This is a genomic window from Nocardia sp. BMG51109, assembly GCF_000526215.1.
Lineage (GTDB): Bacteria > Actinomycetota > Actinomycetes > Mycobacteriales > Mycobacteriaceae > Nocardia.
Genome location: NZ_JAFQ01000003.1, coordinates 186,107 through 212,339 on the forward strand (window position 1 = coordinate 186,107; position 26,233 = coordinate 212,339).

Consider the following 26,233-nt stretch of genomic DNA (forward strand, 5'->3'; position numbering starts at 1 on the left):
AGGGTGGGGCGGGTTGGCCGTGGTTCGGGTCAGCCGGGTTTTCGCCTGGCCTCGCCGGGGTCGGATGCTGGTGCGGGAGTGAGGTAGTCGCCCGGATGGTGGAATCGGTTGGTCCGGGTCGTCGCCTCGGATCCACGTGCGCCGGCGGAAACCACGCCGTGCGCCCGGCCCTGCGGTGGCCCGGTGGGACTGCTCGGGCGGTCCAGCCGGCCGTGGTGCCCGCGAGCCGGTGGTGGGGTTCGCAGACGAAGGTCAGCTGGTCGGCATCGGTGTCGCCGCCGTCGGCCCACTCGGTGCGATGGTGTGTCTGGCACAGGTATCCCGGTTTCGCGCAGCCGGGGAAGGTGCAGCCGACATCGCGGGCGTGCAACACGATCCGCTGGTCCGCCGACGCGATCCGTCTCGACCTGCCCAGATATAGTGGGCGACCGTCTCGGTGGTCGAACAATGCCAGGTAGTGATGCGCATGCGAGGCCAACCGCAACGCCGACCGGACCGGCAGCAATGTCCCGCCGCCGGTCGCCACGGGCGGGCCCGATACCTCCACATGCGGAGAATCCGGATCGTGGTCGGCGACGGCATCTTCCAGCTCTCGCAGCGACATCGACACGATCACCGTCACCGGCAGGCCCCGATGCTGCCCCAGCCGGCCCGACGCAATGCTGTCGCGCAGCACCACTTTCAGCGCGTCGTGCTGGCGCTGGCCGGTGGTCCGGGAGTCCCGCACCCGCGCCGCCTCGTCCGGTTCCTCGTTCACAACGGGCGCCTCGTCGTCGGGATTGCAGGCTCCCGGCTTCGCGTACTTGGCGAATGCCGCCTCCAGATACGCGCGCAGTTCCGGGTCCGCCCACACCGTGCACCGGCTCATCAGATCCGGTCCCTGACGGCCCATCGTGAAATCCCGCCGCCGCGCCCGATCCGTATCGGTGAACGTCCCGTCCGGATTCACCAGTGCCGCAAGCTTGCCCGCGACCTGCCGCAGCTGATCGGGCCGCAGCTCTCGCGCGAACGCCGCCAGTTCCTGCTCCGCCTGCGCCCGGGTGCCCGCATCCACCACACACGGCAAATGCTCGATGAAATCCCTGATCACCTGCACATGCGCGGACCCGATCGCCCCCTCGGCCTGCGCGGCCGCCGTCGCGGGCAGCCGAGGCTCGAGTATCTCCCCGGTGAGGTCGGTGCGATGAGCCAGCTCTTCCGCGGCACGCCACCGCGCCCGCGCCTCGCCCGGCGCGATCCGCAGCCCGTCGGCCAGCGTCTCGACCAGGTTGTTGGTAGCGAACTCGGTATTCGACCACTGCTCGGCCATCTGCGCCACCACCTCCAGCCCCATCCCCGGAAGCGCGCGCAACACCGTCTCGATCCGCCGCAACAACCGCAACCGGTCGACGTTCGACAGTGCGTCCGTTCGCACGCCCGACACCCGCACGGCAGCGGCCTCCAACGCCGCGACCCCCGCCTCCACCTCGGGGTCCGCAAGCACGTCCGGCATCGAAACCATGTTCGAATTCTAGTGGCCGCCTATTCGACACGCCAACGAAAACTTCTGCCCGACAAGACATCCGGGTGCGTCGACGTGAAACACGTGAGCCTCACAGCTGAAGCCGGAACCGTGGTCGACGACAGTCGGCAACTGCGCTGCTCGGACACGATAAACACGGTGCTGTGGAAACATGCTGCGTCCCTGCGGTGAACGGCGGGTGTGACGGCCGTCTCGTTCACCGGACTGGCATCGGGAGGACACTCGGCGGTAGCCGCGAGGCCGATTCGGGCTGGCTTCATCGAGGATATGACGACACTGTCCGTGCTCACCGCGCCTGCCCGCACGACGGACACGGAGGGGGATCGGCCGCGTTACTCGCTGGTGGTGTCCTCCGACCCGGAGCACCGCCTCGCGGCGCAGCGGCTGCGCTACCAAGTCTTCGCCTCCGAGCCGGGATTCACCATTCCCGACAATACCGACGGTCTGGACGCCGATCGCTTCGACGAGCACTGCGACCATCTGCTGGTGCGCGACGACGCGACCGACCGATTCGTCGGCTGCTACCGCATGCTACCGCCCGACAAGGTCGCGGCCGCGGGCGGGTACTACACGGCCACCGAATTCGACTTGACCGCAATGGATCCCGAGGGCCAGCGGATCGTCGAGATGGGCCGGGCCTGCGTGGTGCCCGAACACCGCAACGGGTCGACGGTGACGCTGATGTGGGCGGGCATCCTGCACTACATCCAGCTCACCGGCTACGACTGGGTGATGGGCTGCGCGTCGGTGCCGATGCGGGACACCCCCGCCGATCCGGCCGGGGTGAACGTGCGCGGCGTGCGAGATCTGTTGCTGGCCAAGCACGGTGGCGATCCGGCGCGGCGGGTGCGGCCGTATCGTCCGGTGGTCGTCGACGGCCGTCCCCTGGACGAGCTGGAATCGCCCGCGCGGCCGAAACTTCCGCCGCTGCTGCGGGGGTACCTGCGGCTGGGCGCGGAGATCTGCGGTGAGCCCGCCCACGATCCGGACTTCGGAGTCGCGGATTTCGTTGTGCTGCTGGGCCTCGAGACCATCAACCGGCGTTACCTGGATCGGTTACAGAGCGCCGCGAACACCTTCGACGGACGGTGATGCCGATGTCCTCCCTGATAGCGCCCGGATCCTCCGCGCTGTCCTGCCCACCCGCCGCGCCGGTGCATCCGTGGATGCCGTCGAGCCCATGCGGGCCGAGTTGTGTCGACGTGCCCGATGAGGCCGGGGCGGTTCGGATGGTCGCGCGGGTGGTCGGCGTGGTCGCCCTGCTGGCCGGAATCCCGGTGGTGCACCTGGCAACTCCGCGAAGCCGGCGTGCCCGTCTGCACCGCGGTTACGCCCGCGCCGTACTGCGTTGCTGCGGAATACGATTGCGGGTGCTCGACAGGAGTGCCGGTGACATCGACGGGAGCGCCGGTGACACGGACCGGTACACCGTAGGCGTCGCCCCGGTGTCGCGAGAGACCTCCGGGTCCGCGGCAGCCGAGCGGGCGGACCGGTCACGGTGCGCCGACGACGTGACCGACGGGCGTCCCCGAGCGGCCGCTGCGGGGGTGCTCGTGGTGGCGGGACACGTCGGCTGGACCGATGTGCTCGTGCTGGCGGCGGTGCACCCGATGGGCTTCGTGGCCCGCGGCGATCTGATCGACTGGCCGGTGCTGGGCGGTCTCGCGCGCCTGATGCGCGTCATCCCGATCGACCGCGAGCGGCTGCGGCAGTTGCCCGAGGTGATCGCCACCATGTCGGCCCGGCTCACGAGTGGGGAGCGAGTCGGTCTGTTCCCCGAGGGCACCACGTGGTGTGGCCGCGCGCACGGCCGGCTGCGTCCCGCGCTGTTCCAGGCGGCAGTCGATACCGGTGCGCCCGTGCAGCCGATCCGGGTGCGATATCTCGACCGTGCCGGTGAGCTGTCGACCGTGCCGGGTTTCGTCGGCGTCGACACCTTCCTCGACTCGGCCCGCCGCGTGCTCCGCTCCAAGGGCGTGGTCGCCGAGGTGGTGCTGCTGCCCGTCGAAGAACCCGGCATCGACCGCCACGACCTGGCCCGCCGCTGCGAGCGGGCCCTGCGTGGCGACGAGAACCCCGAGATCGACGCCCACACCACCGCGGTCGGCACCGGCCCCACCCGGTCGATCGTTGCGGACCGGGGCAGCGACTCGACCGTCGCTGTGCCGTGAGGTCTCGGCAACGGTAACCGGCGGTTCGGCACCGGTGTTCCGGCCGTGCCCGTCGGTCGCGGCCGCAGTGAGTTCCGCGGGCCAGGCCGGCCCGGCGATATCGGGTGGTCGCCGACATGCGTGGTCACGGGCCGGACGCAGCCTCCGGGGAGCTGTTCAGCTGTGCACACCGGCCCGCGGTGCCTGGCCGGTGCTCGACGAACTGGGCGCCGACAAGGCCGCGGTGGGCTGAGGGGTGCGGTTGACGAACGGGGATCGCACGTCGTCGAATCGGTCATGACGGGCGTTCCCCCGTTTCGAGCGTCACCGAACTGCCGACCGGCGTGGATCGCGCAGTCGTGGCGGTGCCGCCGCGGCCTCTCCGGTGGCGTCGTGCGTCGCGGAGTCGGGCCGCGGTGGTTGTCGGCTGATGTGTCGGGCCGGTCGTCGCGGAGGGTGCGTGCCGGTAAATTCTGTTCAAGACGTGCGACGTGTTCGATCCGTATCGTGTGTCCGCCGTGCTTGCTGGGCATGCTCCGAATGCGGAGGTCGCGTGGACGGCTGCACATGTGGGTGTCGGCCCGTTCGGGTCTGTGAGGCCACAACAGATGTGCGAGCCGAACGAAAACCGGTGAAGACGAAACGAGGGGACGGGTATGTCGGCATATTCCGCGGCGGTGGGCAGCGTGGCCCCGGGGCGGAGTGGGGAGCCTCGGATCGACGCCGAGCCCCATCCGTCGCTGCGGCCGATGCTTGCGGAGCGGTATCACGGATACTCGGACGCCGAGTGGCCGCAAGTACATGGCAGCGTGCCCGCGGGTATCGCCGTGCGGCTCGTGGTCAAGCTCGTCGACTCGGCTCGGCGTCCGCCGGAATTTCTGATCGGTCCTCGCGATCACCATCTGCCGATCGACGGTGCCTGCGCCCCTGCCTATATCGAGCTCGTCCTGGATCCGATCGGAGCGTGCACGCTGCTGGACACCCCGGGCAGCGAGTTGATCGGCCGGTTGGCCGATCTGTCGGATGTCATCGGGCGGCGGTACTGCGACGTCGCCGATCGGATGCGGGAGCGGTCGTCGTGGCGCGATCGGTTCGATCTGCTCGATCGATTTCTGCTCGATCGGGCCGACACGGGGCGCCGACCACCGCCCGAGGTGCGACGGGCCTGGTCGTTGCTCACCGGCACCGGCGGTGCGATTCCGATCGGGCGGATAGCGGAAGACGTCGGATGGAGTCATCGGCATCTGATCGCCCAATTCGGTCATCATGTGGGGGTGACGCCCAAGGTGGCGGCCCAACTCGTCCGGTACGACCGGATCCGCCGGAACCTCACGGCGACACCGCACGCCCGGCTGACCGATCTCGCACTCGCTCACGGTTACGCCGACCAGGCGCATTTCACTCGAGAATTTCGCCGGTTCACCGGAGTCACGCCCACCGACTACCGCCGGAACAAACAGCGTTCTGCCGTCGACCGCAATACCACCGGCCACCCGTCTGTGCGGGAACCGGCGGTGCTTACCGAGGAGGAAACGTGACCGATCGGTCCCGCAACGGCGGGGTGCTGGCGGACTGGTTCCGTGCGCACGCGACGCCCCTGGAATCCCTCGATCCCGGTGCGCCGCTCGACGACCTCGACGATGTCCGGGAGATCATCGGGACCGCCCGCATCGTCGCCATCGGAGAAAACGCCCACTTCGTCGACGAGTTCTCCCTCGCTCGACAACGGTTGATCCGGTTTCTGGCCGAGCGATGCGGATTCACCACCGTGGCCTACGAATTCGGATTCGGTGAGGCATTCGCCCTGCAACCATGGTTACAGGGTGCGGGTGCCCCGGACGATCTGGCGGCGATCAGCCCGGCGGCGACCGCATGGGGTGCCGAGGGAATGATGCGCTGGCTGCGTGGTCACAATCTCGCGAGTGGCCGTCCCGTACGGTTTGCCGGTATCGACCTGCCGGAGGCGGGCGGGGCGCTGCGGCCGGTACTCGACCCGGTGGCCGACTATCTGAGCGAGGCCGATCCCGATGCGCTCCCGGTGTTGACGGACGCGGTCCGGCTCAGCGACGCGTTCCTCGCCGGCCTCGGTTCCGGGGCAGCCGCGGCGCCGGCGTGGGCGGCGACGAGTCCGGCCGATCGTCATGCGCTCACCGCCGCGCTCGCCCGGGTCCGGCTGCGGCTACAGGCCATGGCACCGAGCAGTATCGCCCGGTGCGGCCGCGATCGATACGAGGTAGCGCTGCGCCAGGTCGAGGCGGCGTGCCACACCGACTACATGTTCGGTGCCGTGCACGACCTGATGAACGGCAGCCTCGTCCCGGGCGATATGTCGGTCCGGGAGAACTTCATGGCGGAATCGGTCGGTTGGCACCTGGCACACGCCGGACCCGACGCGCGGGTGATCGTCGTCGCGCACAACAACCACATTCAGAAGACGCCGGTCGCATTCGGTGGAACGCTCACGGCACTTCCGATGGGGCAGCACCTCCAGCACATGTTCGGATCGGACTATGTCGCCCTGGCCCTGACCCACACCGCCGACCATGTGCCCGAAATGTATCCCGACGCCGACGCATCCGTCGGATTCACCGTCGCCGACGCGCACCTGCCCACCCCGGGCCCGAACACGGTGGAGGGCGCGCTCTTCGGCGCGAATCTGCACGACCGCATCACCGTCACCGACCTCCGCGATTCGCCGCGCGACACCGGCGGCGCGTCACTGCTCACCGGAATCCGCACGCAGAGCGCCGTTCTCGACACGACGCTGCCGGCCGCGTTCGATGCCGTTCTCGCCGTGCCGACAGTCACCACGACGCCGTCGATCCGGTTCTGACCGCCGACGTCGTGGTCAAAAACGTTCAATACCGCACCGGCAGAGGCATTTACGGTGCAGATCATGTGTTGTTGCGGCCGCAGGCGCCGCCCCTCCGGACAGGACAGCAACGGTGCCATTCGTTACGCCCGGATCTCCGCCGAATTCCTCGACATCGGGCACCAGGAGATTCCGCAGGAGAGCGGTGGTGTGGCTGCTGTCGCTGTCGATTGTCGTCGTTGTCCCGTTCGGCGTGGTGGTCGCCGCGTCGAGCGCCCATTACTACGGCCGGTTTCCGTGGGTGGAGGCAACCTATACCTCCGAGCACGCGAAGAGCCCCTGCGGTCTCATCGATACCTCGGTACTCCGTCGATATTCCGATGCGCCGATAGCCGTAGCCGACGAGACAGCCGGTGATATTCATACCTGCACGGCATCGACAAATGAGGACCGATCAGCCAGAAGCGCGAGGATCACCGTCTCGGCCACACTGAACCCTACCGACCGCCGCGCCAGGGCGGTATACGACAGGACGAAGGATCTGTGGACAACCGATCTCACAGGTGGCAACAGCGGTGACGTGTCGAATCTGGGTCAGGACGCGTACTTCGCCGTCACCGACGTCAGCACGCGGGCCGAATGCCGAATCGGTACCGTGGACGACAACCTGCTGCTCGAAGTCGATATGCGTGTCGCCACCGCACCGGGGGCGGCCCGAGAGCCCACCGACATCGAAGAAATCAGGCGGATCTCCGAGGACCATGCCCGGCGAGCCATTCGACAGCTCCGCTCCTGACGCGCTGGTCGGAGCCCTACTCGGCCTCTCGCCTCGCGACCACACAGCGGTATCCATTCGCACCGATCATAAGGAGGCCCGCGATGGCCGACTGGCACCTGCCGCACACGTTCGACTCGCCACAGGGAGCGATCCGCTGGGGTTCCTTCGGCGTCGGTCCACCGATCGTTCTGCTCCACGGGACGCCGAACTGGTCATTCATTTGGCGAAATGTCGTGGGGGAGCTGTCTGCGCGGCACTGTGTCCATGTATTCGACTGGCCCGGTTTCGGCCGTTCGGACCGCTTCACAGGCCAGAACATCTCATGGGATGAGCAGGCTCGCCGGCTGCCCGAGCTTTTCACACACTGGGGCCTCGTCGCGCCCACTGTCGTGGCCTTCGACTTCGCGCCGATCTTCGCCTTGCGCGCCCACTTCTTCGAGGGGCTCGACGTCGGTGCGTTCGTGTTCGCCGACGCCGCCGTTGTTCCGCCGTTCGTCACGGACTTCTCCCGCCTCGCACGGGAGAACATCGGCACGATGCGTCAATTGCCGACGCATATCGCGGAGGGGATGATCGCCGCCCACCTTGCGCAGACGACATACCGGCCGATGTCGCCGGATACGTTCGAGGCGTACATGTTGCCCTGGCGTGGCGAGGACGGCGTGGCTGCCTACTGGCGCGCGGTCGCCCGCTACGACGAGGACATGGCAGCACCGCTGGTGTCCCGGCTCGACCGGCTCACCGTGCCGACACGGCTGCTCTGGGGCGACAACGACGCCTGGTTCCCTCCGGACAAAGCCCGCGAACTCGCCGCCGCGCTACCCGGAGCCGAACTGAGATTCCTGCCGGACGCCGGGCACTTCTCTCCCGAAGACAACCCCTCCGCCTTCGCGGAGGAGGTCCTGGCCTTCGAACGGGAACTCGGCCGCTCCTGACCTGGTCAGCGGCGGCCGAGGGCGTGGGCGAGCTGGGATTTGTTCATCTTGGAGCGGCCCTTGACGTTGCGCTGGCGGGCCTCGTTGTAGAGCTGGTCGAAGGTGGGGCCCTGCGAGCCCGAATGGGAGCGCTGTCCGCCGCGGCGTTGCGGTGACATGTCCTCGACGGAGGTCCGGCTGGCCTTGCGGGACTGCCCGGACCGGGCGCGGTTCTTGTTCACCGTCCGGGCGCCGATCTCCTTGGCGCGCCCCTCGCCGGCGCCGCGTTCCTCGGCGGACTCCTTGATGTGCTCGTATTGCCGTTCCTGTTTGTCGGTCCATGCCTTCGGCATGACACACCTCCCTGTCGTCGGGTGATCCGGCATCCGGATCACGAGGGAACCTGTGCCGGGCCTACCCGCCCAGCGGCGGTTCACACCCCTCGGCAGCATCGGTCCGGGGTGGTCCACGGGCGCCGAGCACCGGCCCGGCGGTGGCGATAGAGTGCCTGGAGGTTCGATTCAGATCGAGGAGACTCCGTGAGTTCCGAGGGGACGCTGCCGCCGGACGACGTGCTGGCCGATCGACTCCGCACCGGTGATGAGCAGTCCTTCGAGCTCGTGCTGGATGCGTGGTCGGCATCGATGCTGCGGCTCGCCCGGTCCTTCGTCTCGTCCGAGGCCTCCGCCGAGGAGGTCGTCCAGGAGACCTGGCTGGCCGTGATCCGTGGCGTCGGTAATTTCGAGGGCCGGTCCTCGCTCAAGACGTGGGTGTTCCGCATCCTGGTGAACACGGCGAAGAAGCGAGGTGTCAAGGAAAGCCGGACCATTCCCTTCGGCAGCCTGACCTCCGACGACGAGGGCGCCACCGTCGACCCGGGCCGGTTCCGTCCGGCCGGTGACCGGTATCCGGGGCACTGGCTGCCGGGGGAGCAGCCGGAGCGCTGGTCCGAGCCGGAGAACGCCGCCGAACATTCGGAAGTGCTGCGGATCGTGGGCGCGGCCGTCGCTACCCTGGCGGACCGTAGTCGTATCGTCATAACCCTGCGCGACGTGGAAGGTTACAGCTCGGAGGAGGTGTGCGAGATGCTGGATATCTCGCCGGGCAATCAACGGGTGATCCTGCACCGGGCCCGGGCGATCGTGCGGGCGGCGTTGGAGGAGTACTTCGCCGCGGAACGATCGGTGCGCCCGTGAACTGCGACGAATTCGTCGAGCTCGTCACGGCGTTCCTCGAGGGCGCCCTGGACGAAGCGACCGAACAGCGCTTCATCGAGCATATTTCCGAGTGCGACGGCTGTGATGTCTACCTGGATCAGTTCCGTCGAACGATTCAGGTCGCGGGTGAGTTGCAGCCGGAGACCATCCCTCCGGAGATCCGGAGGACGGTTCTCGACGCATTCCGGGACTGGCATCGGTGAACCGGCCGGCCGTCGTACCGCACGCCGCTCAGCCGGCGGCCGCACGACGGACGGCGGCATCGATGGCATCGTCACGTCCCCACGAATAGCCGCGGCCCCATACCGTCGAAATCCGGTGGTGTGCACCGAGTTTGGCGCGCAGCCGCTTCACGTGCACGGTCACCGTCGACAGGTCGCCGAACTCCCAGCCCCAGACCCGGGTCAGCAGTTCCACGCGACTGAAGACCCGGTGCGGATGCCGCAGGAGAAAAACCAGCAACTCGTATTCGCGCGCGGTGAGATTCACCCGCACACCCTCGATGAGAACCGCCTGTGAACCGGGCAGCACTCGGACATCGCCGTAGCGGATATCCGAGCCGATCGCCGGGGAGCGGCGCAGCACCGCGGCGACACGTAGCGCCAATTCCCTTGGGCTGAAAGGCTTTGCGACATAATCGTCGGCGCCCGCTTCCAGGCCGAGCACCCGGTGCCGGTCGTGGGCGCCCAGACCGGAGATCAGGATGATCGGCAGATCCGGCCGGTGCGAGCGCGACCGAACCGCCCGGCAGATCTCGAGACCGCTCCGTCCGGGCAGGCAGGCGTCGAGGACGGCCAGATCGATGCCGTCACCGCCGTCGCCCGCCGTGCCGGCCCGCCCGTCCAGCGCGGCCGCCGCCGAATCCCCGTCGCCGACCTCGACCACCGTCGACACGTCCCGCTCCAGGTATGCGCGGACGACTTCGCGGACCAGCGGGTTCTCGTCGGCCACCAGTACCCGCGGCCGGGCCGCGCGGCGGCTGTCGATCCCCGGCGTATTCCTCATCCGGCATCCCGGACAGACCTGCAATCCATGGCCTACAGTGCCGCCGTTTTCGGTATTCGTTACAACCCGGCCGTCCAGATCGACCCGGCGCAGGTGCCGGCGCTCGTCGCCGTCCTGGGTAGCGGGCCTGTTCACGTCGCCGGCTCGACCGCGACGGCGCCGGGGCCGGCCGACGGTTCGAGGTATCTGCCGACCCATGCGGTGAGCACGTCGGCGACGTACACGGCGTGTGCGCGGTCGGTGAGCATGTGGTCGGCGCCGTCGAGGGAGATGAAGGACTTGGGATGCGGTGCGGCGTCGTAGATCTGCCGGGCATTGCGCAGCTCCACCACTTCGTCGCGCGGGGAGTGCATCACCAGCAGGGCGCACCGCAGCGTCGCGATCCGTTCCCGTTGCCGCTGCGTGCGGATGTCGTCGAGGAAGCTGCGCCGGAAGGTGAAGGGGCGCCCCGCGATCGAGACGGTGGCCGATCCTTCGGCGGCGATCCGGTCGCGGGCCGGTCCCAGCAGGTGTTCGATATGTGCGGGGTCGGCGGGCGCGCCGATGGTGACGACGGCGCGCGCCTCGGGAATGCGGTGCGCGGCGGCGAGAACGGCGGCGCCGCCGAGCGAGTGGCCGATCAGGATGCTCGGTGCGCCGATCGTCTCCCGCAGATGGTCGGCCGCATGCCGCAGATCGTCGACCTCGGAACTGAAGTCGGAGCCGGCGAATTCGCCCCCGGAGTCGCCGAGTCCGGCGAAGTCGAACCGCAGGACCGCGACGCCGCGCGCCGCGAGCGCGCGGGCGATCCTGGCCGCGGCGACGATGTCCTTGCCGCAGGTGAAGCAGTGTGCGAATACCGCGGTGGCGGCGCAGCGGCCGGCGGGACGGTCCAGCCTCCCGGACAGGAGTATTCCGTCGCTACCGGTGAAAGTGACTGTGTTGCTTGTTGTTTCGGGGCGGGTCGGCACCGTTATTCACCTTCGGATCACTGTGCGGTACAACGGGTTTCGTTCAGATGGCGGGGCGCCGGACCGGGCTGAGGGTGAACCCGGCCCGGCGCCCCTGGGTGATGGCCGCGCACCGCCGTGGGGTGGGCGGCCATCGGATCGCGGTCCGCCGGCCCCTGTACCGTCGTCCGGCCGCCGCGACCCCTGATAGTGGTGTGTGAGGCCGAATTCGTTACGGGCACAGGCATATCCGTCTGTTACCGATATTCGGGGTTCTCGAAATCGAACCGTGCGCCGGCGTCCCATTCCGTCCGCTGATTGCCGTGCGCGGGAATGCCGCCGTTGTCCTTCAGCAGCCGCGCCAGATGCAGCAGGTTCCAGGTCATGAATGTCGTGTTGCGGTTGGTGAAGTCGTTGTCGGGCCCGCCGGAACCCGGGTCCAGATACGACGGCCCCGGCCCCGCCTCGCCGATCCATCCCGCATCGGCCTGCGGCGGAATGGTGTATCCGAGGTGTTGCAGGCTGTAGAGGAGATTCATCGCGCAGTGCTTGACGCCGTCCTCGTTCCCGGTGAGCAGGCAACCGCCGACGCGGCCGTAATAGGCGTACTGGCCCCGGTCGTTGAGGATTCCGGAGCTCGCGTACAGCCGTTCCACGACCTTCTTCATGACGGAACTGTTGTCGCCCAGCCAGATCGGGCCCGCCAGCACGAGGATGTCGGCGGCCATCACCTGCTCCTGCAATGCGGGCCACTCGTCGGCCGGCCAGCCGTGCTCGGTCATGTCCGGCCACACTCCCGGGGCGATGTCGTGATCGACCGCGCGGACGTGCGAGACCTCGATTCCGTTCTTGCGCATGATGTTCGCGCTGACCTCGATCAGTCCGCCGGTATTGCTCGTCTCCGGGGACCGTTTCAGGGTGCAGTTGATGAACAGGGCTCGCAGGTCGTCGAATTCGGTCATGGTTGTGCGCTCCTCTCGGTGGTGGCGTGCGGTGCCGGTGGGCGGCGCATCCGCCGCCGGGCGATATCGATGCCGACCACCACCCAGACCACGGCGATCGCGATGAGCAGTCCGGTGTGATAGTCGCGATCGAGGATGGTCGGATTCCCCGGCACCGCACCGGATCGCTGAACGACCGGGACGGCGACCACCACCAGGGTGGCGGTACACAGCCCGCCCCACGCGATCGATGCCCACCAGCTCGCCGGGAACAACCGGCGGGCGAGCAGGGCGACGACCGCGCACAGGGGCGCGACGATCGCGTCGTGGATCAGGATGCCGCCGACGAACCAGCGGGCGGTGGACATCAGGCTCGTGGAATCCTGCTCCAGCACCAGATCGATGCCGTACCAGGCGAGCCAGATGCCGCCGAGCCCGAGCAGCACTCGTATCGCGGTCATGCGCGCACCTCGATCCTGGACAGCCATTTGGTCTGGAGCACGCCGGGCCGGTTCGGGGCGATCAGGCGGCACGGGTAGCCGTGGTCGAGGGAGAGTTCCTCGCCGTTGAGGCGCAGCGCGACCAGCGTCTGGTCGTCGACGACGTGGGTGTCGGGGAGCAGCGTGTTGCTGTAGATGCCGCCCTGTTCGAGGGACTGGAACGCGACGTCGCCGCCGCGATATCCGCCCGCGGCGGCCAGCAGGTCGCGCAGCCGCACCCCGGACCAGTGCGCCGACGCGCTCCAGCCCTCGACGCAGGCCAGCGGCAGCACCGCCGAGGTCTGCGGGAGCGCCTCCAACTCGGCCCGGGAGAAGCCCCGTTCGGTGCCGCCCGCGGCGACCGTGAGCCGGTAGGCGGCCTCTCGGGCGCGGTCGGTGACGCCGGCGGCGGTGGCGGTGCGGTTCACCGGAAGTCCTTGCGGCCCTTCGCCGGTGCGTGGTGAGAGCACGGATATCCAGCGCAGCCACGGCACGGACTGCCCGGCCACGGCGACGCCCGCCAGGGCGGTGGCGGCGACCGCGGCACCGAGGACGCCGCGCCGGGACAGGCGTGCGTCCGGGCGGCGCGTATCGCTCGCTTCGTCGGCGTCGGCGTCGGCGTCGGCGGCCGGTCGCGCCAGCGCGGTCCGCACCACCGGGAGTTTCACGGCCAGGTGCACGGCCAGCGCGCCGAACGCGACATAGGCCATGGCGTAGTGGGTGGAGGTGAAGAAGAACTGCCACGGGTAGTACTGCGCGGTGTTGAACAGCCCGGTGGCCAGCTGGAAGATCATCGAACCGACCAGCACCGCGATCGATCCGCGCTCCAGCAGGCGCAGCGGATTGCCGATCAGCGGTCGCGCGAACAGCCGCGGGAACACCGACCACAGCTTGACGATCAACAGCGGAATCGCCATGACGCCGGAGATCACGTGCGCGCCCTGGTTGATCCGGTACAGCCACGGCGGGTTGGCCGGCCAGTGGAACCAGGGCGGCGGATGCTGGATCCAGTGGCTGATCAGTCCGGTCACGAAACACACCGCGACCGCGACGCCCAGCGCGATGCCGACCCGCGCGGCGACGGCCGCCGAGCGTGCGGGCGAGATCCGCCGGGTGACCGGTTCGGGCAGTAGCAGGTCCGGCTCCTGCTCGGGATCATCCCGGAGGGCTGCAGGTTTCACGCACTGGACGCTACGTTCGCCGAACCGGGGAAATCACGCATAAAGCCGTGAACAAATTGTGACGGCCCGAGCGGGGGAGCCTCGGATCCTCTTGAACGCCCGGTCATTTGATGGATCCCGACGACGTCACAGTTTCGTCACCCAGCGGCCGCCCGGCGCGGCGTAACGCGGTCTCCGCTCGCGATCACTGTGCCCGGAAGCCGGTCCGGCGAGCCGCCGGGGACCGGTGGTGTGCGGCGGTGCCGCGCCTGGGATGACGGAGAGTGGGATGGAACGAACACGGACGATGCTGCCGCAGCGCCTGTCGGCAGGCATTGTGGCCGCGGTACCCGCCGCGGCCGCGGTGCGAGTGCTCGCGACGGTGCCGGGCGGGGGAGCCGAGGCGCCGCCGTGGGGAGCGTGGATCGGGCATGCGGTGCTCTTCGGCGCGGTGCTCGGCCTGCTGGCCGGCGGGCGGAAACACAGCGCCGGATCCGCCATGGCGGTCGGCCTGCTGCTCGGCCTGGCCGACTGGCTGTTCTGGCGGTTGACGCTGTCGGTGCTGGTATCGGGACGAGTGCCGAAATGGACGCTGCCCGAGGCGGTCTCGGCCTTCGACGATCTCGTGCCGGTCGCGCTGCTCGGCGCCGTCGCGGGCCCGCTGATGTACGGGCTGACCGGGCTGTGGCGTCGCCGGGCCGCGCAGACCGCTCCGCGCGCACCGCATATCGTGGTGGTCGGCGGCGGATTCGGGGGAGTGGGCGCGGCGCGCCGGCTGGAGACGCTGGTGGCGCGCGGACTGCGGGCCGAGGTCACGGTGATCAGCGAGTCGAACTTCCTGCTGTTCACGCCGCTGCTGGTCGGGGTGGCCTCGAGCACGCTGGAGCCGCGGCACATCACCGCACCGGTGCGCACGGCGCTGCGGTACGCCTCGTTCCTGCACGGCCGGGTGGAGTCGGTCGATCCCGCTCGGCGGGAGCTGGTCGTGGCCGCCGGGAGCCGGGACCGGCAGCGGGTGCCCTACGACGAACTGATCGTGGCGGTCGGCGCCGTGCCGCGTTTCTTCGATCTGCCGGGTCTGGCGGAACACGCGTTCGCGATGAAATCCATCGACGACGCGAACCGGCTGCGCAACCATGTGCTGGCCGCGCTGGAGCAGGCCGATCTGGAAACCGATGCGGCCGAACAGGTCCGGCTGCTGACCTTCGTGGTCGCCGGTGGCGGATTCGCCGGGACCGAACTGATCGCGGAACTGTACGACCTTGTTCACGGTGTCCTGCACTACTATCCGCGCCTGCACGACGCCGAGCCGCGCTTCGTCCTGGTGCACTCCGGCGACCGGCTGCTGCCCGAACTGCCCGCGGACCTGGGTGACTACGCGCTGCGCACGCTGGGCGGGCGAGGCATCGAATTCCGGCTGGGGACACGGGTTGTCGGGGCCGGTCCCGGATCCGTGCGGTTCTCCGACGAGGCGGAGATCGAGACGCACACCTTCGCCTGGACCGCGGGCAACTGGCCGAACCCGCTGGTCGAACGCATCGGGCAGCCGGGCGCCGCGGGTCCGTTGCAGGTCGACGAGTGCCTGCGGGTGACCGGTGTGGATGGGGTGTGGGCCCTCGGGGACTGCGCCAGGATTCCGGACCCGAAGAACCCCGGAAGCTACTACCCGCCCACCGCGCAGCACGCCATTCGGGAGGGTAAGGCGGTGGCGGACAATGTCGCCGCGGTCCTCGGCGGGCGGTCACCGGCGCCGTTCCGATTCGGGGCGCTGGGCGTGCTGGTGTCCCTCGGGCACCGGACGGCGGCCGGGCAGGTATTCGGCCGCAGGGTGTCCGGCCTGATCGGGTGGATGCTGTGGCGCGCAGTGTATCTCGGCAAATTGCCCGGGGCGGAGAAGCGCCTGCGGGTGGCCGCCGACTGGCTGCTGGATCTGGTCTTCTCCCGCGACATCGCGCTCACCTCGACCGCGATCATCACCACCACGGCATCGGACAAGGATCGACATGTATGACACACTTCCGGCCACCGGCAGCGCGGAACACTCGAATACGGTGGGCGACAAGCCGTTACCGTTGACGCGGGGCGCGTCGATCGGTGCGGTCGCGGGGCTGGCCGGCGGTGTCGCCTTCGGCGCGATCATGGTGCTGATCGGATTCCTCCCGACGGTGGCCGCGATCGTGCGCGCCGACAGCCCGGTGGTGGGTGCCCTCGTGCACCTGGTCATCGCGGCGATCCTCGGAGCCGGATTCGGCATGGCGGCCGTGCGCCAGGCGACCGGCACCGGCGACCTGCTGTTCTGGGGCCTGCTCTACGGGGTGGCGTGGTGGTTCGCCGGGCCGCTGACGCTGTTGCCGGTGCTGTCCGGTGATCCGGTGCGCTGGACCGTTGCCGACGCCCGGGACCTGTTCCCCAGCCTGGTCGGCCACCTGCTCTACGGTGCGGTGGCTGCGGCCGTGATCACGTTGTCCACCAAGAGGTTTCATGGCCGCCGGGATACGGATATCCGGACGGCGGCCGTCGCGACGGCGGCCGGGGTCGTGTCCGGAGTGCTGCTGTCGATGGTGTTGCGGCCCATGCAGGGCGGCGGCTACGCGCTGGTGCTCGCCGGATCGTTCATCGGCGCGGGGTACGGGCTGCTGTTCGGGTCCCGGCGCGACGGTACCGGCCCGGCGCTGATCCGGGGCACCGTGTACGGATTCCTGTGGTGGCTGGTGGCCGGGCTGACCCTGTCGTCGCTGCTCGCCGGTGACGGGCTGGACTGGACCGGGCAGACGGCGCACGACGCCGTATCGGCACTGCCGGCCTACCTGATCACGGGGGCGGGGACGGCCGGCCTCTTCGCGGTGTTCGACGGTTTCACCCGGGCGCTGCTGTCGGATGATGTCCGGGACCGGCGGGCGGACCGCCTGATCGCGGGCCGGGCGATGTCCGTGCTGTACGGCGTCGTCGCCGGTCTGGCCGGCGGCGTGGTGTTCACCGGGGTCATGATCGCGGTCGGGTTCCTGCCGACGGTGGCGGCGCTCGTGGCCTCCGAATCGGTGGTCGTCGGAGCCGTTGCGCACCTGCTGATCTCGATGACGATCGGCGTCACCTACGCGATCTTCTTCCGCGGCAGGAGCTTCGACGCCGCCTCGGGAATCGGCTGGGGCGTGTCCTACGGGCTGCTGTGGTGGGCGCTCGGCAATCTCTTCCTGCTGCCGCTGCTGCTGGGAGAGGTGCCGCAGTGGTCCGCCGAGACGCTGGCCGCCGCGTTCCCCTCCCTGGTCGGACACCTGGCATACGGGGCCGTGCTCGGCCTGGTGTATCAGCGGCTGGAGGAGCGGCTCGCGCCGTTGCACCCGGCCCGCAGCCCGGCGGTCTCGGCGCGGGTACTCGCTCGGGAGGCCCAGATCCGAACGGCCGCACCGGCTTTGTGGAGCCTGACGGTGTTCATCGCCGCCCTGGTCCCGGTTCTCGTCCTGTGAGCGACGCGGCCCGCCCGGTGCCGTGGCGACCGTGGCCGGGCGCCGGTCGATGACGCCGCGCCACGGTTTCCAGACCGATGCTGTGGTCAGGTGTCGGCGGGTACGCGCCAGCCGTGTTCGCTGAACGACGCGGCTCCGCCCGCCAGGAATGCCGAGATACCGACAGCGGGGTATTCGATCAGGTCGACGTCGGCCAGCCGGTTGATGTCGAACCAGCGGACGCCCCAGCACTTCTCGGGCTCACGGTTGGCCGGTTCGCCCGTCCATCGGCTGGTGTGGAGGAAGATGCCGAGCCGAGGTTCGGGTCCGGACCCGGCGACGTGGGTGACGTGGACGACGCGGAGGTCGGTCGGGTCGATGACGACGCCGACCTCTTCGAAGGCTTCCCGTGCCGCGGCGGCGGTGACCGGTTCGCCGGCGGCGGGCATCGCGGAGACGGCGTTGTGGAACGTCACAACGAAGCTTCTCACCATTGGGACGCCTCACCGTGAGGGCGCTGCCCCCTACCGCCGGGCGGGCTGCCCTGGTTTCGTAACCGAATGTCTTCACAGCACAGTAACGACACCGTGCCCCGTCGCAGCCTGCTGGCGGTCGGCGGCGGGCTCGCCGTGGCCGCCGCCCTGACGGGGGCCGGGCGCGCGGGCGCCGCGCCGTCGCCGGATGCCGACGTGATCGTGGTCGGGTCGGGACTGGCCGGGTTGGTCGCCACCGCGGAGCTGGCCGCGGCCGGGCGGCGGGTGCTGCTGTTGGACCAGGAACCCGAAGCCGGTTTCGGCGGCCAGGCGTTCTGGTCGCTGGGCGGGCTGTTCTTCATCGATTCCCTCGAGCAGCGCGCCGCCGGGGTACGGGACTCGCTGGAGCTGGCGTGGCGCGACTGGTTCACCACCGCCGGCTTCGATCGCGGGCCCGACGATCCGCTCGGTGAGGACTACTGGGGAAAACGGTGGGCCGAGGCGTATCTGCATTTCGCGGCCGGGGAGAAACAGGCGTGGCTGGCCGGGCTCGGCATGCGGTGGGTGCCCGTCGTCGGCTGGGCCGAACGCGCCGGCCAGGGGGTCGACGGGCCCGGCAACACGGTGCCCCGCTTCCACCTCACCCTCGGCACCGGCCCCGGCGTCATGGAACCGTTCGAACGGCTCGTGCGCGACGCCGCGGCCCGCGGCCTGGTATCGCTGCGGTTCCGCCACCAGGTCGACGGCCTGGTCACCACCGGCGGCGCGGTCACCGGAGTCCGCGGCAGCCTGCTCGAACCCTCCGGCGCCGCGCGCGGCACACCCAGCTCCCGCACCGTGGTCGGCGAGTTCGAGCTGCGCGCGCCGATGGTGATCGTCACCTCCGGGGGCATCGGCGCCAACCACGACCTGGTGCGCCGCAACTGGCCCGCCCGTCTCGGCGCGCCACCGGCGCACATGATCACCGGTGTGCCGGCCCATGTCGACGGCCGCATGCTCGCCATCAGTGAGGCCGCCGGGGCGCGGCTGGTCAACCGCGACCGCATGTGGCACTACACCGAAGGCATCACCAATCACACCCCGATCTGGCCCGGCCACGGCATCCGCGTGCTCGCCGCTCCGTCCTCGATGTGGTTCGACGCCCGCGGACAGCGGTTCCCCGTACCGGGCATCCCCAGCTACGACACCCTCGGCACGCTCGAACTCATCCGGCGCTCGGGCTACGACTACTCGTGGTTCGTGCTGAACCGCAAGATCATCGACAAGGAGTTCGTGCTGTCGGGCTCCGAGCAGAACCCCGAACTCACTCGTAAAGACCTTGTCGGCTACCTTGCCGCCCGCCTCGGCAACCCGACGCCGGCTCCGGTGAAAGCGTTCACCGACCGTGGTGCGGACTTCGTGGTCGCCAATGACCTGTCCGGCCTGGTCGCGGGCATGAACCGGCTCACCGGCAGCGACCTCGTCAACGGCGACGACCTGGCCCGTCAGATCCACGAACGGGACCTGCAGGTCGACAACCCGACGACCGATGACCAGCAGATCATCGGCATCCGGCGCTCCCTGGCCTACATCGGCGACAACATCGTCCGCACCGCCCCGCTGCACAGGATCCTCGACCCCGCCGCGGGGCCACTCATCGCGATCCGGATGAACATCCTCACCCGCAAGACCCTCGGCGGCCTGCAAACCGATCTGTCCGGCCGCGTCCTCGACGCCACCGGCACCCCCCTCCGCGGCCTGTACGCCGCGGGCGAAGTCGCCGGATTCGGCGGCGGCGGTGTGCACGGCTACCGCGCCCTGGAAGGAACCTTCCTCGGCGGCTGCCTGTTCACCGGCCGCCGGACCGGCCGCGCCGCCGCCCGCGAAAGCGCTTGACCCTCACGTCACCTCGCCGCCGGGGTTGCCCCGCTGAGCTGTACCAGCGGGGTGACGGCCTGAGGGGCCTCTTCGACGAACTCCGAGTGCACACCACCGCGGCGGGTACCAGCACGCAGGCCCGTGGAGCGTGCTGATGTCGCGTGGCCATGCCGGGCGCGAGGTCCGTGCCCGGGCCGGTGGTTCGCAGGCGGCCGACGACCTCGGACAAGGCGATCTACCGGGACCGAGAGCGAGGGGTGTGGGGAATACCGGCGGCCGGTCGCCGGGTTACGACTCCTGGACGAGTCGTAGAAATTTCGTAGAGTGCAGGGGGAGACCCCGAGGATGCCCAGGTCAACGGTGGGATAGGCTGTATTGGTCATGAAGTCGGCTTTCCCGGGTCCGGTCGGTGCGGTGCCCCAGACGGTTTACCTCGACCATGCGGCCACGACACCCATGTTCCCGGCCGCGGTCGAGGCGATGACCGCTGCCCTGGGGTGCGCGGGTAATGCGTCGTCGCTGCACGGCTCCGGGCGCACGGCGCGGCGGTTGCTGGAGGAGGCGCGCGAGTCCATCGCCGCCGATCTGGGGGCGCGGCCCTCGGAGGTGATCTTCACCTCGGGCGGTACCGAGAGCAACAATCTCGGCGTCAAGGGGATCTACTGGGCGCGCCGCGACGCCGATCCGAAGCGCACCCGGATTCTGGTCGGCGCGGTCGAACACCACGCGGTGCTCGATGTCGTGGAGTGGCTGGAGCAGCACGAGGGCGCGCGGGTGACGCTGCTGGAGGCCGACGCGACGGGGACGATCTCGCCGCGCACGCTGCGCGCGGCCCTCGCCGAGCACGCCGACGAGACCGCGCTGGTCACCGTCATGTGGGCCAACAACGAGGTCGGCACCATCGAGCCGATCGGCGAACTCGCCGCCGTGGCACAGGAATTCGACGTCCCGATGCACAGCGACGCGGTGCAGGCCGCGGCGCAGCTGCCCATCGACTTCGCCGCCGGCGGGCTGGCCGCCGCCAGCATCGCCGGGCACAAGGTGGGCGGGCCGCACGGGTCCGGCGTGCTGCTGCTGGGCCGCCAGGTGCCCTGCGTGCCGCTCGTGCACGGCGGTGGCCACGAGCGCGACCTGCGCTCGGGCACGTCGGATGTGCCGGCGGCGCAGGGCCTGGCGGCCGCGCTGCGCGAGACCGTGCGCGGATTGCCCACGCGCACGGCCGAATTGACCCGCCTGCGCGACCGCCTGATCGACGGCGTGCGCGCGGCGCTCCCGGCGGCCGTGCTGAACGGGGCGACGGGTGCGCGGCGCCTGCCCGGCAACGCCCACTTCACCTTCCCCGGCTGCGAGGGCGATTCGCTGCTGATGCTGCTGGACGCCGCCGGGGTCGAATGCTCCACCGGTTCGGCCTGCAACGCCGGTGTCGCGGCACCGAGCCATGTGCTGCTGGCCATGGGCGCCGAGCCTCGGCAGGCGCGCGGTTCGCTGCGATTCTCGTTGGGGCACACCACGACCGAAGACGACATAGCGAGGCTGCTGGAGGTGCTGCCGCCCGTGGTGGAGCGGGCCGAGGCGGCCGGGCTGGCGGGTGCCGGCGCTGCTCGTCGCAGGCCCGAAGGAGGCAGCGCGCGTAACCACGAAGGGACCGACGAGCAGCGCTATCCGAGACAAGGAGGGACGCGATGAGGGTGCTCGCTGCGATGAGCGGCGGGGTCGATTCCGCGGTGGCGGCCGCGCGCGCGGTGGACGCCGGGCACGAGGTGGTCGGGGTGCATCTGGCGCTGTCGGCCACGCCCGGGACGTTGCGCACCGGAGCGCGCGGCTGCTGCTCCAAGGAGGACGCCGGTGACGCTCGCCGCGCCGCCGACGTGCTCGGAATCCCGTTCTACGTCTGGGATTTCGCCGATCGCTTCAAGGAAGACGTGATCGACGATTTCGTCGCCGCCTACGCGGCCGGCGAGACGCCCAACCCGTGCCTGCGCTGCAACGAGAAGATCAAGTTCTCCGCCCTGGCCGACCGGGCGGTGGCGCTGGGCTTCGACGCCGTGGCCACCGGGCATTACGCGCGCCTGCACGACGGCGTGCTGCGCCGGGCCGTCGACGCCGACAAGGACCAGTCCTACGTGCTGGCCGTGCTGACCGCCGGGCAGCTGACGCGGGCGATGTTCCCGGTGGGCGACACCCCGAAGCCCGAGATCCGCGCCGAGGCCGCCGAGCGCGGCCTGGCGGTGGCGGACAAGCCCGATTCGCACGACATCTGCTTCATCCCCTCCGGCGACACCCGGGCGTTCCTGGGCGCCGAGATCGGCATCCGGCCGGGCGCGATCGTCGACTCCGACGGCCGCAAGCTCGCCGAACACGAAGGCGTGCACGGATTCACGATCGGTCAGCGCAAGGGGCTCGGGCTGCCCGGCCCCGCGCCGGACGGCCGCCCGCGCTACGTCACCGACATCGATCCCGGATCCGGTACGGTCCGCGTCGGCGGCGCCGAGGAGCTGGAGGTGTGGACCGTACTGGCCGACCGGGCGATCTGGACGTCCGGCACCGCGCCGGAGGGGCCGATCGAATGCGTGGCCCAGGTGCGCGCGCACGGCGGCACGGCCCCGGCGGTCGCCGAGGCGGTCGACGGCGGGCTCGAGGTGCGCCTGCGGGAACCGCTGACCGGTGTGGCCCGGGGCCAGGCCGTGGTGCTGTATCGCCCGGATCCGTCCGGCGACGAGGTGATCGGCAGCGGCACCATCAGCGGCACCGAGCGCGAGGCCGCGGCACCGGCGACGGAGTTGGTTCCGGGTACCGCCCGGTGAACGGGTCGCGGTCGACCGTCGGCCGTGCCCGGATCCCGGGTGATGCGGGGCGCCCGCATGCACCGATCGCGCCGATTGCGACGGTCCCGCGGCCGGATGCCGGTGCGTGCGAGCGCCGAGTGGCCGTTGGGCGCGACGGTCCGGCCGCGAGTTCTTCCGCGCCGGCACCGCACCGTGCGGTCGGCGGCGCGGCGCGGCCGAGGGTTCCGCGTGGTCTGCTCCGGTTGTCCGGCGTAGCGTCGGCACCATGGCCGAGTGCGTCGGCGGCGCACCGGATTTCGCCCTCTTACCGGGGAACGCTCCGAACGGGCCACTCGTGCGGTGAGTATCGAGGTCGAACGAATGGAAGGTGCACGTGACGTCGAACGAGGACGTGCTACGCGGCGGGATCGCGACCGGCGTCGGATCCTGGCCGGGTACCGATGAGCGGGAGGCGGCGGCGACCGTCGTCGGTGAACTGGGCGACCTGCCGCATCTGGTCGAACTGCCCGGGCGCGGTGCGGGTTCGGACCTGATCGGCCGGGCCTCGGCCCTGCTGGTCGACATGCGGTTCGACACCACGCCGCGCGGCTATCGCCTCGCCGCCGGTCGCGGCACCGTCGCGCGGCGGGCGCACGATCTGCTGCGGACCGACCTCGATGCGTTCGAAGAGGCTTGGGAGACAGCGGGTCTCGCGGGATCCGGGCGCACGGTGAAGGTGCAGGCCGTGGGACCGCTCACGCTGGCCGCGCAGGTCGAACTGCCCGGTGGCCACCGAGCGCTCACCGATCCCGGTGCGGTGCGCGATCTTTCGGAATCGCTGGCCGAGGGCGTGGCGCGGCACGCGGCAGAGGTCGGCAAGCGGCTCGGCGCGAATGTCGTGGTGCAGCTGGACGAGCCGTCGCTGACCGCGGTGCTCGGCGGCTCGATCCGCGGCGCCAGCGCGCTGCACACCGTGCGCGCCGTGCCCGAGCCGGAGGCGCTGGCCGTGCTCGATACGGTCGTGCGCGCGCTGGAGGTCCCGGTTCTGGTGCACACGTGCGCCGAGCCGCCCGCGCTCGCGCTGCTGCGCGGCAGTGCCGCCGCCGCGGTCGGATTCGACCTCGCCGTCCTCCGCACTCGCGACCTCGACGATGTCGGCGAGCTGCTGGAGACCGGAAAGCGCCTGGCGCTCGGGCTGATTCCGACCGTCGCCCCCACCGGCCCCGGCACCTGGCGCGAGTTCGCCGAGCCCGCCGTCCGGCTGCTCGACCGCCTCGGCTTCCCGCGCCGCCTGGTGACCGACCGCATGCTGATCACCCCCGCCTGCGGCCTGGCCGGCGCCCCGCTGAGCTGGGCCCGCCGCGCCCTCGACCTGGCCACCGAAACCGCCCGCGCATTCGCCGACGACCCGGACGCCACCACCTTCGAATGAGCCGATGCCGGGCTTCGCGCCTGCCGATCTGCGATCCAATAGGGACTCGCCTATCGCCGCGGGGCGGGGACAGGCGATCGCCGCTGCCCGACTTCTATATCGGAGCGCACGCGGCCGTCGCGGGGTATCGACTGCTGACTCGCGACCCTGGGCGGTATCGGTGCTACTTTCCGCGCCTGGAGATCGTCGCGCCGGAATAGCCGGCGTCAGGAGCGGAAGTACGGGCCGGCGCCCGGGTGGCCGATCTGCCAGTGCTGGGGCTTGCCGGGCGGGTATTCGACCGGAATGTCGTCGCCGGGGGAGGGCCACTGGTTGACGTCCCAGTTGAAGCGGCCGTAGACGGTCTCGCCCGGGACCGTCGGCCCGGAGAGGGTGCCGGTGATCGTCACGAACTGGTTCCCCTGCGCGGCCGGGCGCGGGCTCACGCCGGTGACGCGCAGGGTGCCGACCTCGGGCTGCGGACGATTGCCGCCCGGCCGCGCGCCCGACCCGCCGCGCCCCCGCCGGAACGTCATGACGAGCGCCACGAGCACGACGACGGCCGTCACGAGTAAGGCGATCTCCAGCATGTCCCCATGTTATGCGCACCGTCCAGGAGCAGAGCTTGCGGAGCTACCCGGAGTCGCGGCGCGGGTTTGCGGAGCGGGTTTGCGGAGCGGCCCCGAATTGCTGACGAAGCTCGAGAAGCGACCCGGAGACGGAGGACGGGAGCTTGCGCAGCTTCCAGAGTGTCAGGACCGCGGCCGTGCGGAGTCCCCGTAGTCGCAGCCGGGGTGTGGGGAGCGGTCCGGTGACGCGGCGCGGAGCTTGCGGAGGGATTCAGGAGTTGCAGGAGGTTACGGAGCGCTCGGGAGTTGCAGGGTGGGAGTTCGGGAGCGCCGGAGACGTAGGGCGGGAGCTTGCGGAGCGTGTGGAGCCACCGGAACGTTGGGGCCGGGGCCGGATGATGGGCGGCGGTTCAGTGCGCGGTGAGCTCGCTGGTGCCCGTCGGGGTGCGGTGCAGCTGCCAGACGGTGTTGCGCCGAATCCGGGAGCCGGTGGTGCGGTGTTCCTCGCGCTGTTCTCTGGATGCGTCGTTGCCGATCGGGCCGGTGGGGTGCACCAGGGTGCAGTCGCGGGTGGTGAAGATCAGTTGTGCGCCGCGCGAATTGGTTTCCGGATTCCGGAACAGCTGGATCAGCCGCCCGGCCATATCGGCCGTGAGGTGGGAGTCGATATCGTCGACGGCCAGTACGCGCCCGGTGTCGAGAGCGTCGAGCACCGGCGGCAGTAGGCGCAGCAGGGCCAGCGTCGCGGAGGATTCGTCGGCGATGTCGAAGGGGGCGTCGACGCCCTCGTGCACCAGGCCGAGACCGGCGCCGCGGCGGGCCGCCATGCGGGAGTAGAGGGTGTCGCGGGCGGCGCGCAGATTACTCAGTTCGCGCTCCAGCCCGACCGGGGTGAGCCCGTGCGTCTGCCGCAACTGCTCGGCGCGGGCCGGTGAGGCGATGCACGCGTCGAGTTCGGCTGCCGCGCCGGCGATCTCGCCGTCCAGCTCGGCGAGGTAGTCGGCGTACATCGGGTCGTTCTCGGCGATCAGCAGATCCTCGATGCCCAGCTCGGCCGAGCGCAGCAGGGTGAGCAGGCGCGCGGCGTTGTCGGCGGAGCGGGACACGTGGCCGCCCAGCCGCTGCGCGATGGTCTGCGAATCCTGTTGTCCGCGTTGCACATCCAACTGTGCGGCGAACCAGCGGTAGGCCGGGACCAGCGCCTCGGCGTACATCTGCCCGGTCAGGCTGAGCAGCAGCGCATTCGGCCGCACCAGCGGCGCCAGCGCCCCGATGCCGTAGCGCACGGGCTCGAACATCGGCCCGATGCGGATGCCGTCGCCGTCGCGCTCGAACACCACCCGCCGGCGGCTGCGCGGATGGCTGTGCAGCCACTCGGCGGTGACGTCGGCATTGTCCAGCCGGAAGCCGTAGGTGTAGGGGACGCCCTCGGCGACGAAGGTGGCGACGAACTCCGAAGGGCGATCGGCGAATCCGAGGTGCGGCGCGCGCACCGGACCGGCGTAGGGATCCCAGCCGGTGACCGAGTTCAGCACCGCGTCGCGCATGTGGGCCAGCGCGTCGACCAGGCTGGACTTACCGGTCGCGGCGGCGCCGTGCACGGCGGTCACGGGGGCGGGCAGCGCGCCCGCCCGGCTGCCGACCAGCCGCAGTTCCTGCGTCTCGGCCAGCGCTCTGTGATTGGTCACCTGAAAACTGCGCAGCACCCGAGACATCCTGCCGTCCGCCCCGGCGGCCCGCGACACCGGTCTCGACATCGGGCCCGCCGTGCTCTGCTCCGGATAGTCATGAAATTCGTGCATGACTCG

At 70.2% G+C, this 26,233-nt stretch carries 23 protein-coding genes and 1 pseudogene; 14 read left to right on the plus strand and 10 right to left on the minus strand.

Annotated elements, in window-relative coordinates; all coding sequences use genetic code 11:
* Positions 1-29 precede the first annotated feature (29 nt).
* Positions 30-1,501: pseudogene (locus tag D892_RS40045) on the minus strand (HNH endonuclease signature motif containing protein).
* A gap of 288 nt (positions 1,502-1,789) precedes the next feature.
* Here D892_RS40045 and D892_RS0101075 point away from each other — a divergent pair.
* The 6 genes from D892_RS0101075 to D892_RS0101100 all read left to right on the plus strand — a co-directional run bounded on the left by D892_RS0101075 (position 1,790) and on the right by D892_RS0101100 (position 8,197).
* Positions 1,790-2,614 carry a GNAT family N-acetyltransferase gene (locus D892_RS0101075; RefSeq protein WP_024799483.1) on the plus strand — a complete coding sequence of 275 codons (825 nt, stop codon included), beginning with the start codon at positions 1,790-1,792 and terminating at the stop codon, positions 2,612-2,614.
* Between the two features lie 5 nt (positions 2,615-2,619).
* Positions 2,620-3,693, plus strand: a complete 1,074-nt coding sequence (locus tag D892_RS44380) for a 1-acyl-sn-glycerol-3-phosphate acyltransferase (protein WP_024799484.1) — start codon at positions 2,620-2,622, stop codon at positions 3,691-3,693.
* A gap of 635 nt (positions 3,694-4,328) precedes the next feature.
* The gene (locus D892_RS43350; protein ID WP_024799485.1) at positions 4,329-5,210 is read left to right on the plus strand and encodes a helix-turn-helix domain-containing protein; all 882 of its coding nucleotides are present in this window, start codon (positions 4,329-4,331) and stop codon (positions 5,208-5,210) included.
* Positions 5,207-6,505, plus strand: coding sequence for an erythromycin esterase family protein (locus D892_RS0101090; protein WP_198036803.1), 1,299 nt, complete (start codon positions 5,207-5,209; stop codon positions 6,503-6,505). Before D892_RS43350 ends, D892_RS0101090 begins: the two co-directional genes overlap by 4 nt.
* A 184-nt stretch (positions 6,506-6,689) precedes the next feature.
* Positions 6,690-7,280, plus strand: coding sequence for a hypothetical protein (locus D892_RS47530; RefSeq protein ID WP_024799487.1), 591 nt, complete (start codon positions 6,690-6,692; stop codon positions 7,278-7,280).
* An 83-nt stretch (positions 7,281-7,363) separates the two neighbouring features.
* Complete coding sequence (locus tag D892_RS0101100) at positions 7,364-8,197, plus strand: alpha/beta fold hydrolase (protein ID WP_024799488.1); 834 nt, start codon at positions 7,364-7,366, stop codon at positions 8,195-8,197.
* Positions 8,198-8,202: 5 nt separating this feature from the next.
* Here D892_RS0101100 and D892_RS0101105 read toward each other — a convergent pair whose 3' ends face one another.
* Entirely contained in the window at positions 8,203-8,529 is a 327-nt protein-coding gene (locus D892_RS0101105) for a hypothetical protein (protein ID WP_024799489.1), read from the minus strand.
* Between the two features lie 186 nt (positions 8,530-8,715).
* Here D892_RS0101105 and D892_RS0101110 point away from each other — a divergent pair, with 186 nt between their 5' ends.
* Together D892_RS0101110 and D892_RS0101115 are read left to right on the plus strand one after the other, a co-directional pair.
* On the plus strand, positions 8,716-9,372 hold the full coding sequence (locus tag D892_RS0101110; RefSeq protein WP_024799490.1) for an RNA polymerase sigma factor: 657 nt from the start codon (positions 8,716-8,718) through the stop codon (positions 9,370-9,372).
* A complete protein-coding gene (locus tag D892_RS0101115; protein ID WP_024799491.1) occupies positions 9,369-9,596 on the plus strand; it encodes an anti-sigma factor in 228 nt (75 codons plus the stop codon). Before D892_RS0101110 ends, D892_RS0101115 begins: the two co-directional genes overlap by 4 nt.
* A 28-nt stretch (positions 9,597-9,624) precedes the next feature.
* Here the strand turns inward: D892_RS0101115 and D892_RS40055 are convergent, their stop codons facing one another.
* From D892_RS40055 to D892_RS0101140, 5 genes are all read right to left on the minus strand, one after another.
* Complete coding sequence (locus D892_RS40055; RefSeq protein WP_051498939.1) at positions 9,625-10,398, minus strand: response regulator transcription factor; 774 nt, start codon at positions 10,396-10,398, stop codon at positions 9,625-9,627.
* 131 nt (positions 10,399-10,529) lie between these two features.
* Complete coding sequence (locus D892_RS40060) at positions 10,530-11,348, minus strand: alpha/beta hydrolase (RefSeq protein WP_036566454.1); 819 nt, start codon at positions 11,346-11,348, stop codon at positions 10,530-10,532.
* 236 nt (positions 11,349-11,584) lie between these two features.
* Entirely contained in the window at positions 11,585-12,289 is a 705-nt protein-coding gene (locus D892_RS0101130) for a flavodoxin family protein (protein WP_024799492.1), read from the minus strand.
* Positions 12,286-12,729 carry a hypothetical protein gene (locus D892_RS0101135; protein WP_024799493.1) on the minus strand — a complete coding sequence of 148 codons (444 nt, stop codon included), beginning with the start codon at positions 12,727-12,729 and terminating at the stop codon, positions 12,286-12,288. Before D892_RS0101135 ends, D892_RS0101130 begins: the two co-directional genes overlap by 4 nt.
* Positions 12,726-13,877, minus strand: a complete 1,152-nt coding sequence (locus D892_RS0101140) for a molybdopterin-dependent oxidoreductase (RefSeq protein ID WP_051498945.1) — start codon at positions 13,875-13,877, stop codon at positions 12,726-12,728. Before D892_RS0101140 ends, D892_RS0101135 begins: the two co-directional genes overlap by 4 nt.
* 319 nt (positions 13,878-14,196) lie before the next feature.
* Between D892_RS0101140 and D892_RS40065 the strand changes: the two genes are divergently transcribed.
* Both D892_RS40065 and D892_RS47535 read left to right on the plus strand, forming a co-directional pair.
* On the plus strand, positions 14,197-15,918 hold the full coding sequence (locus D892_RS40065; protein ID WP_198036804.1) for an NAD(P)/FAD-dependent oxidoreductase: 1,722 nt from the start codon (positions 14,197-14,199) through the stop codon (positions 15,916-15,918).
* Positions 15,911-17,371 (plus strand): hypothetical protein, encoded by a 1,461-nt coding sequence (locus tag D892_RS47535; RefSeq protein WP_063629931.1) that lies wholly within the window; start codon positions 15,911-15,913, stop codon positions 17,369-17,371. Before D892_RS40065 ends, D892_RS47535 begins: the two co-directional genes overlap by 8 nt.
* Before the next feature lie 86 nt (positions 17,372-17,457).
* Here D892_RS47535 and D892_RS0101160 read toward each other — a convergent pair whose 3' ends face one another.
* Positions 17,458-17,826, minus strand: coding sequence for an NUDIX domain-containing protein (locus D892_RS0101160; RefSeq protein WP_024799496.1), 369 nt, complete (start codon positions 17,824-17,826; stop codon positions 17,458-17,460).
* 84 nt (positions 17,827-17,910) lie between these two features.
* On the opposite strand from D892_RS0101160, the gene D892_RS0101165 reads away from it, so the two are divergent.
* The 4 genes from D892_RS0101165 to D892_RS0101180 all read left to right on the plus strand — a co-directional run bounded on the left by D892_RS0101165 (position 17,911) and on the right by D892_RS0101180 (position 23,877).
* Positions 17,911-19,698, plus strand: a complete 1,788-nt coding sequence (locus D892_RS0101165; protein WP_024799497.1) for an FAD-binding dehydrogenase — start codon at positions 17,911-17,913, stop codon at positions 19,696-19,698.
* Between the two features lie 363 nt (positions 19,699-20,061).
* A complete protein-coding gene (locus D892_RS0101170; RefSeq protein WP_024799498.1) occupies positions 20,062-21,366 on the plus strand; it encodes a cysteine desulfurase family protein in 1,305 nt (434 codons plus the stop codon).
* Positions 21,363-22,484, plus strand: a complete 1,122-nt coding sequence (gene mnmA, locus D892_RS0101175; RefSeq protein ID WP_024799499.1) for a tRNA 2-thiouridine(34) synthase MnmA — start codon at positions 21,363-21,365, stop codon at positions 22,482-22,484. The genes D892_RS0101170 and mnmA overlap by 4 nt, the downstream gene beginning before the upstream one ends.
* 355 nt (positions 22,485-22,839) lie before the next feature.
* Positions 22,840-23,877 carry a methionine synthase gene (locus D892_RS0101180; RefSeq protein ID WP_024799500.1) on the plus strand — a complete coding sequence of 346 codons (1,038 nt, stop codon included), beginning with the start codon at positions 22,840-22,842 and terminating at the stop codon, positions 23,875-23,877.
* Positions 23,878-24,083: 206 nt separating this feature from the next.
* On the opposite strand, the gene D892_RS0101185 is transcribed toward D892_RS0101180, so the two are convergent.
* Both D892_RS0101185 and D892_RS0101190 read right to left on the minus strand, forming a co-directional pair.
* Entirely contained in the window at positions 24,084-24,446 is a 363-nt protein-coding gene (locus D892_RS0101185; protein ID WP_024799501.1) for a hypothetical protein, read from the minus strand.
* A gap of 389 nt (positions 24,447-24,835) precedes the next feature.
* Positions 24,836-26,227: an ATP/GTP-binding protein gene (locus D892_RS0101190; RefSeq protein WP_232235942.1), complete on the minus strand. Its 1,392-nt coding sequence runs from the start codon at positions 26,225-26,227 to the stop codon at positions 24,836-24,838.
* Positions 26,228-26,233 lie beyond the last annotated feature (6 nt).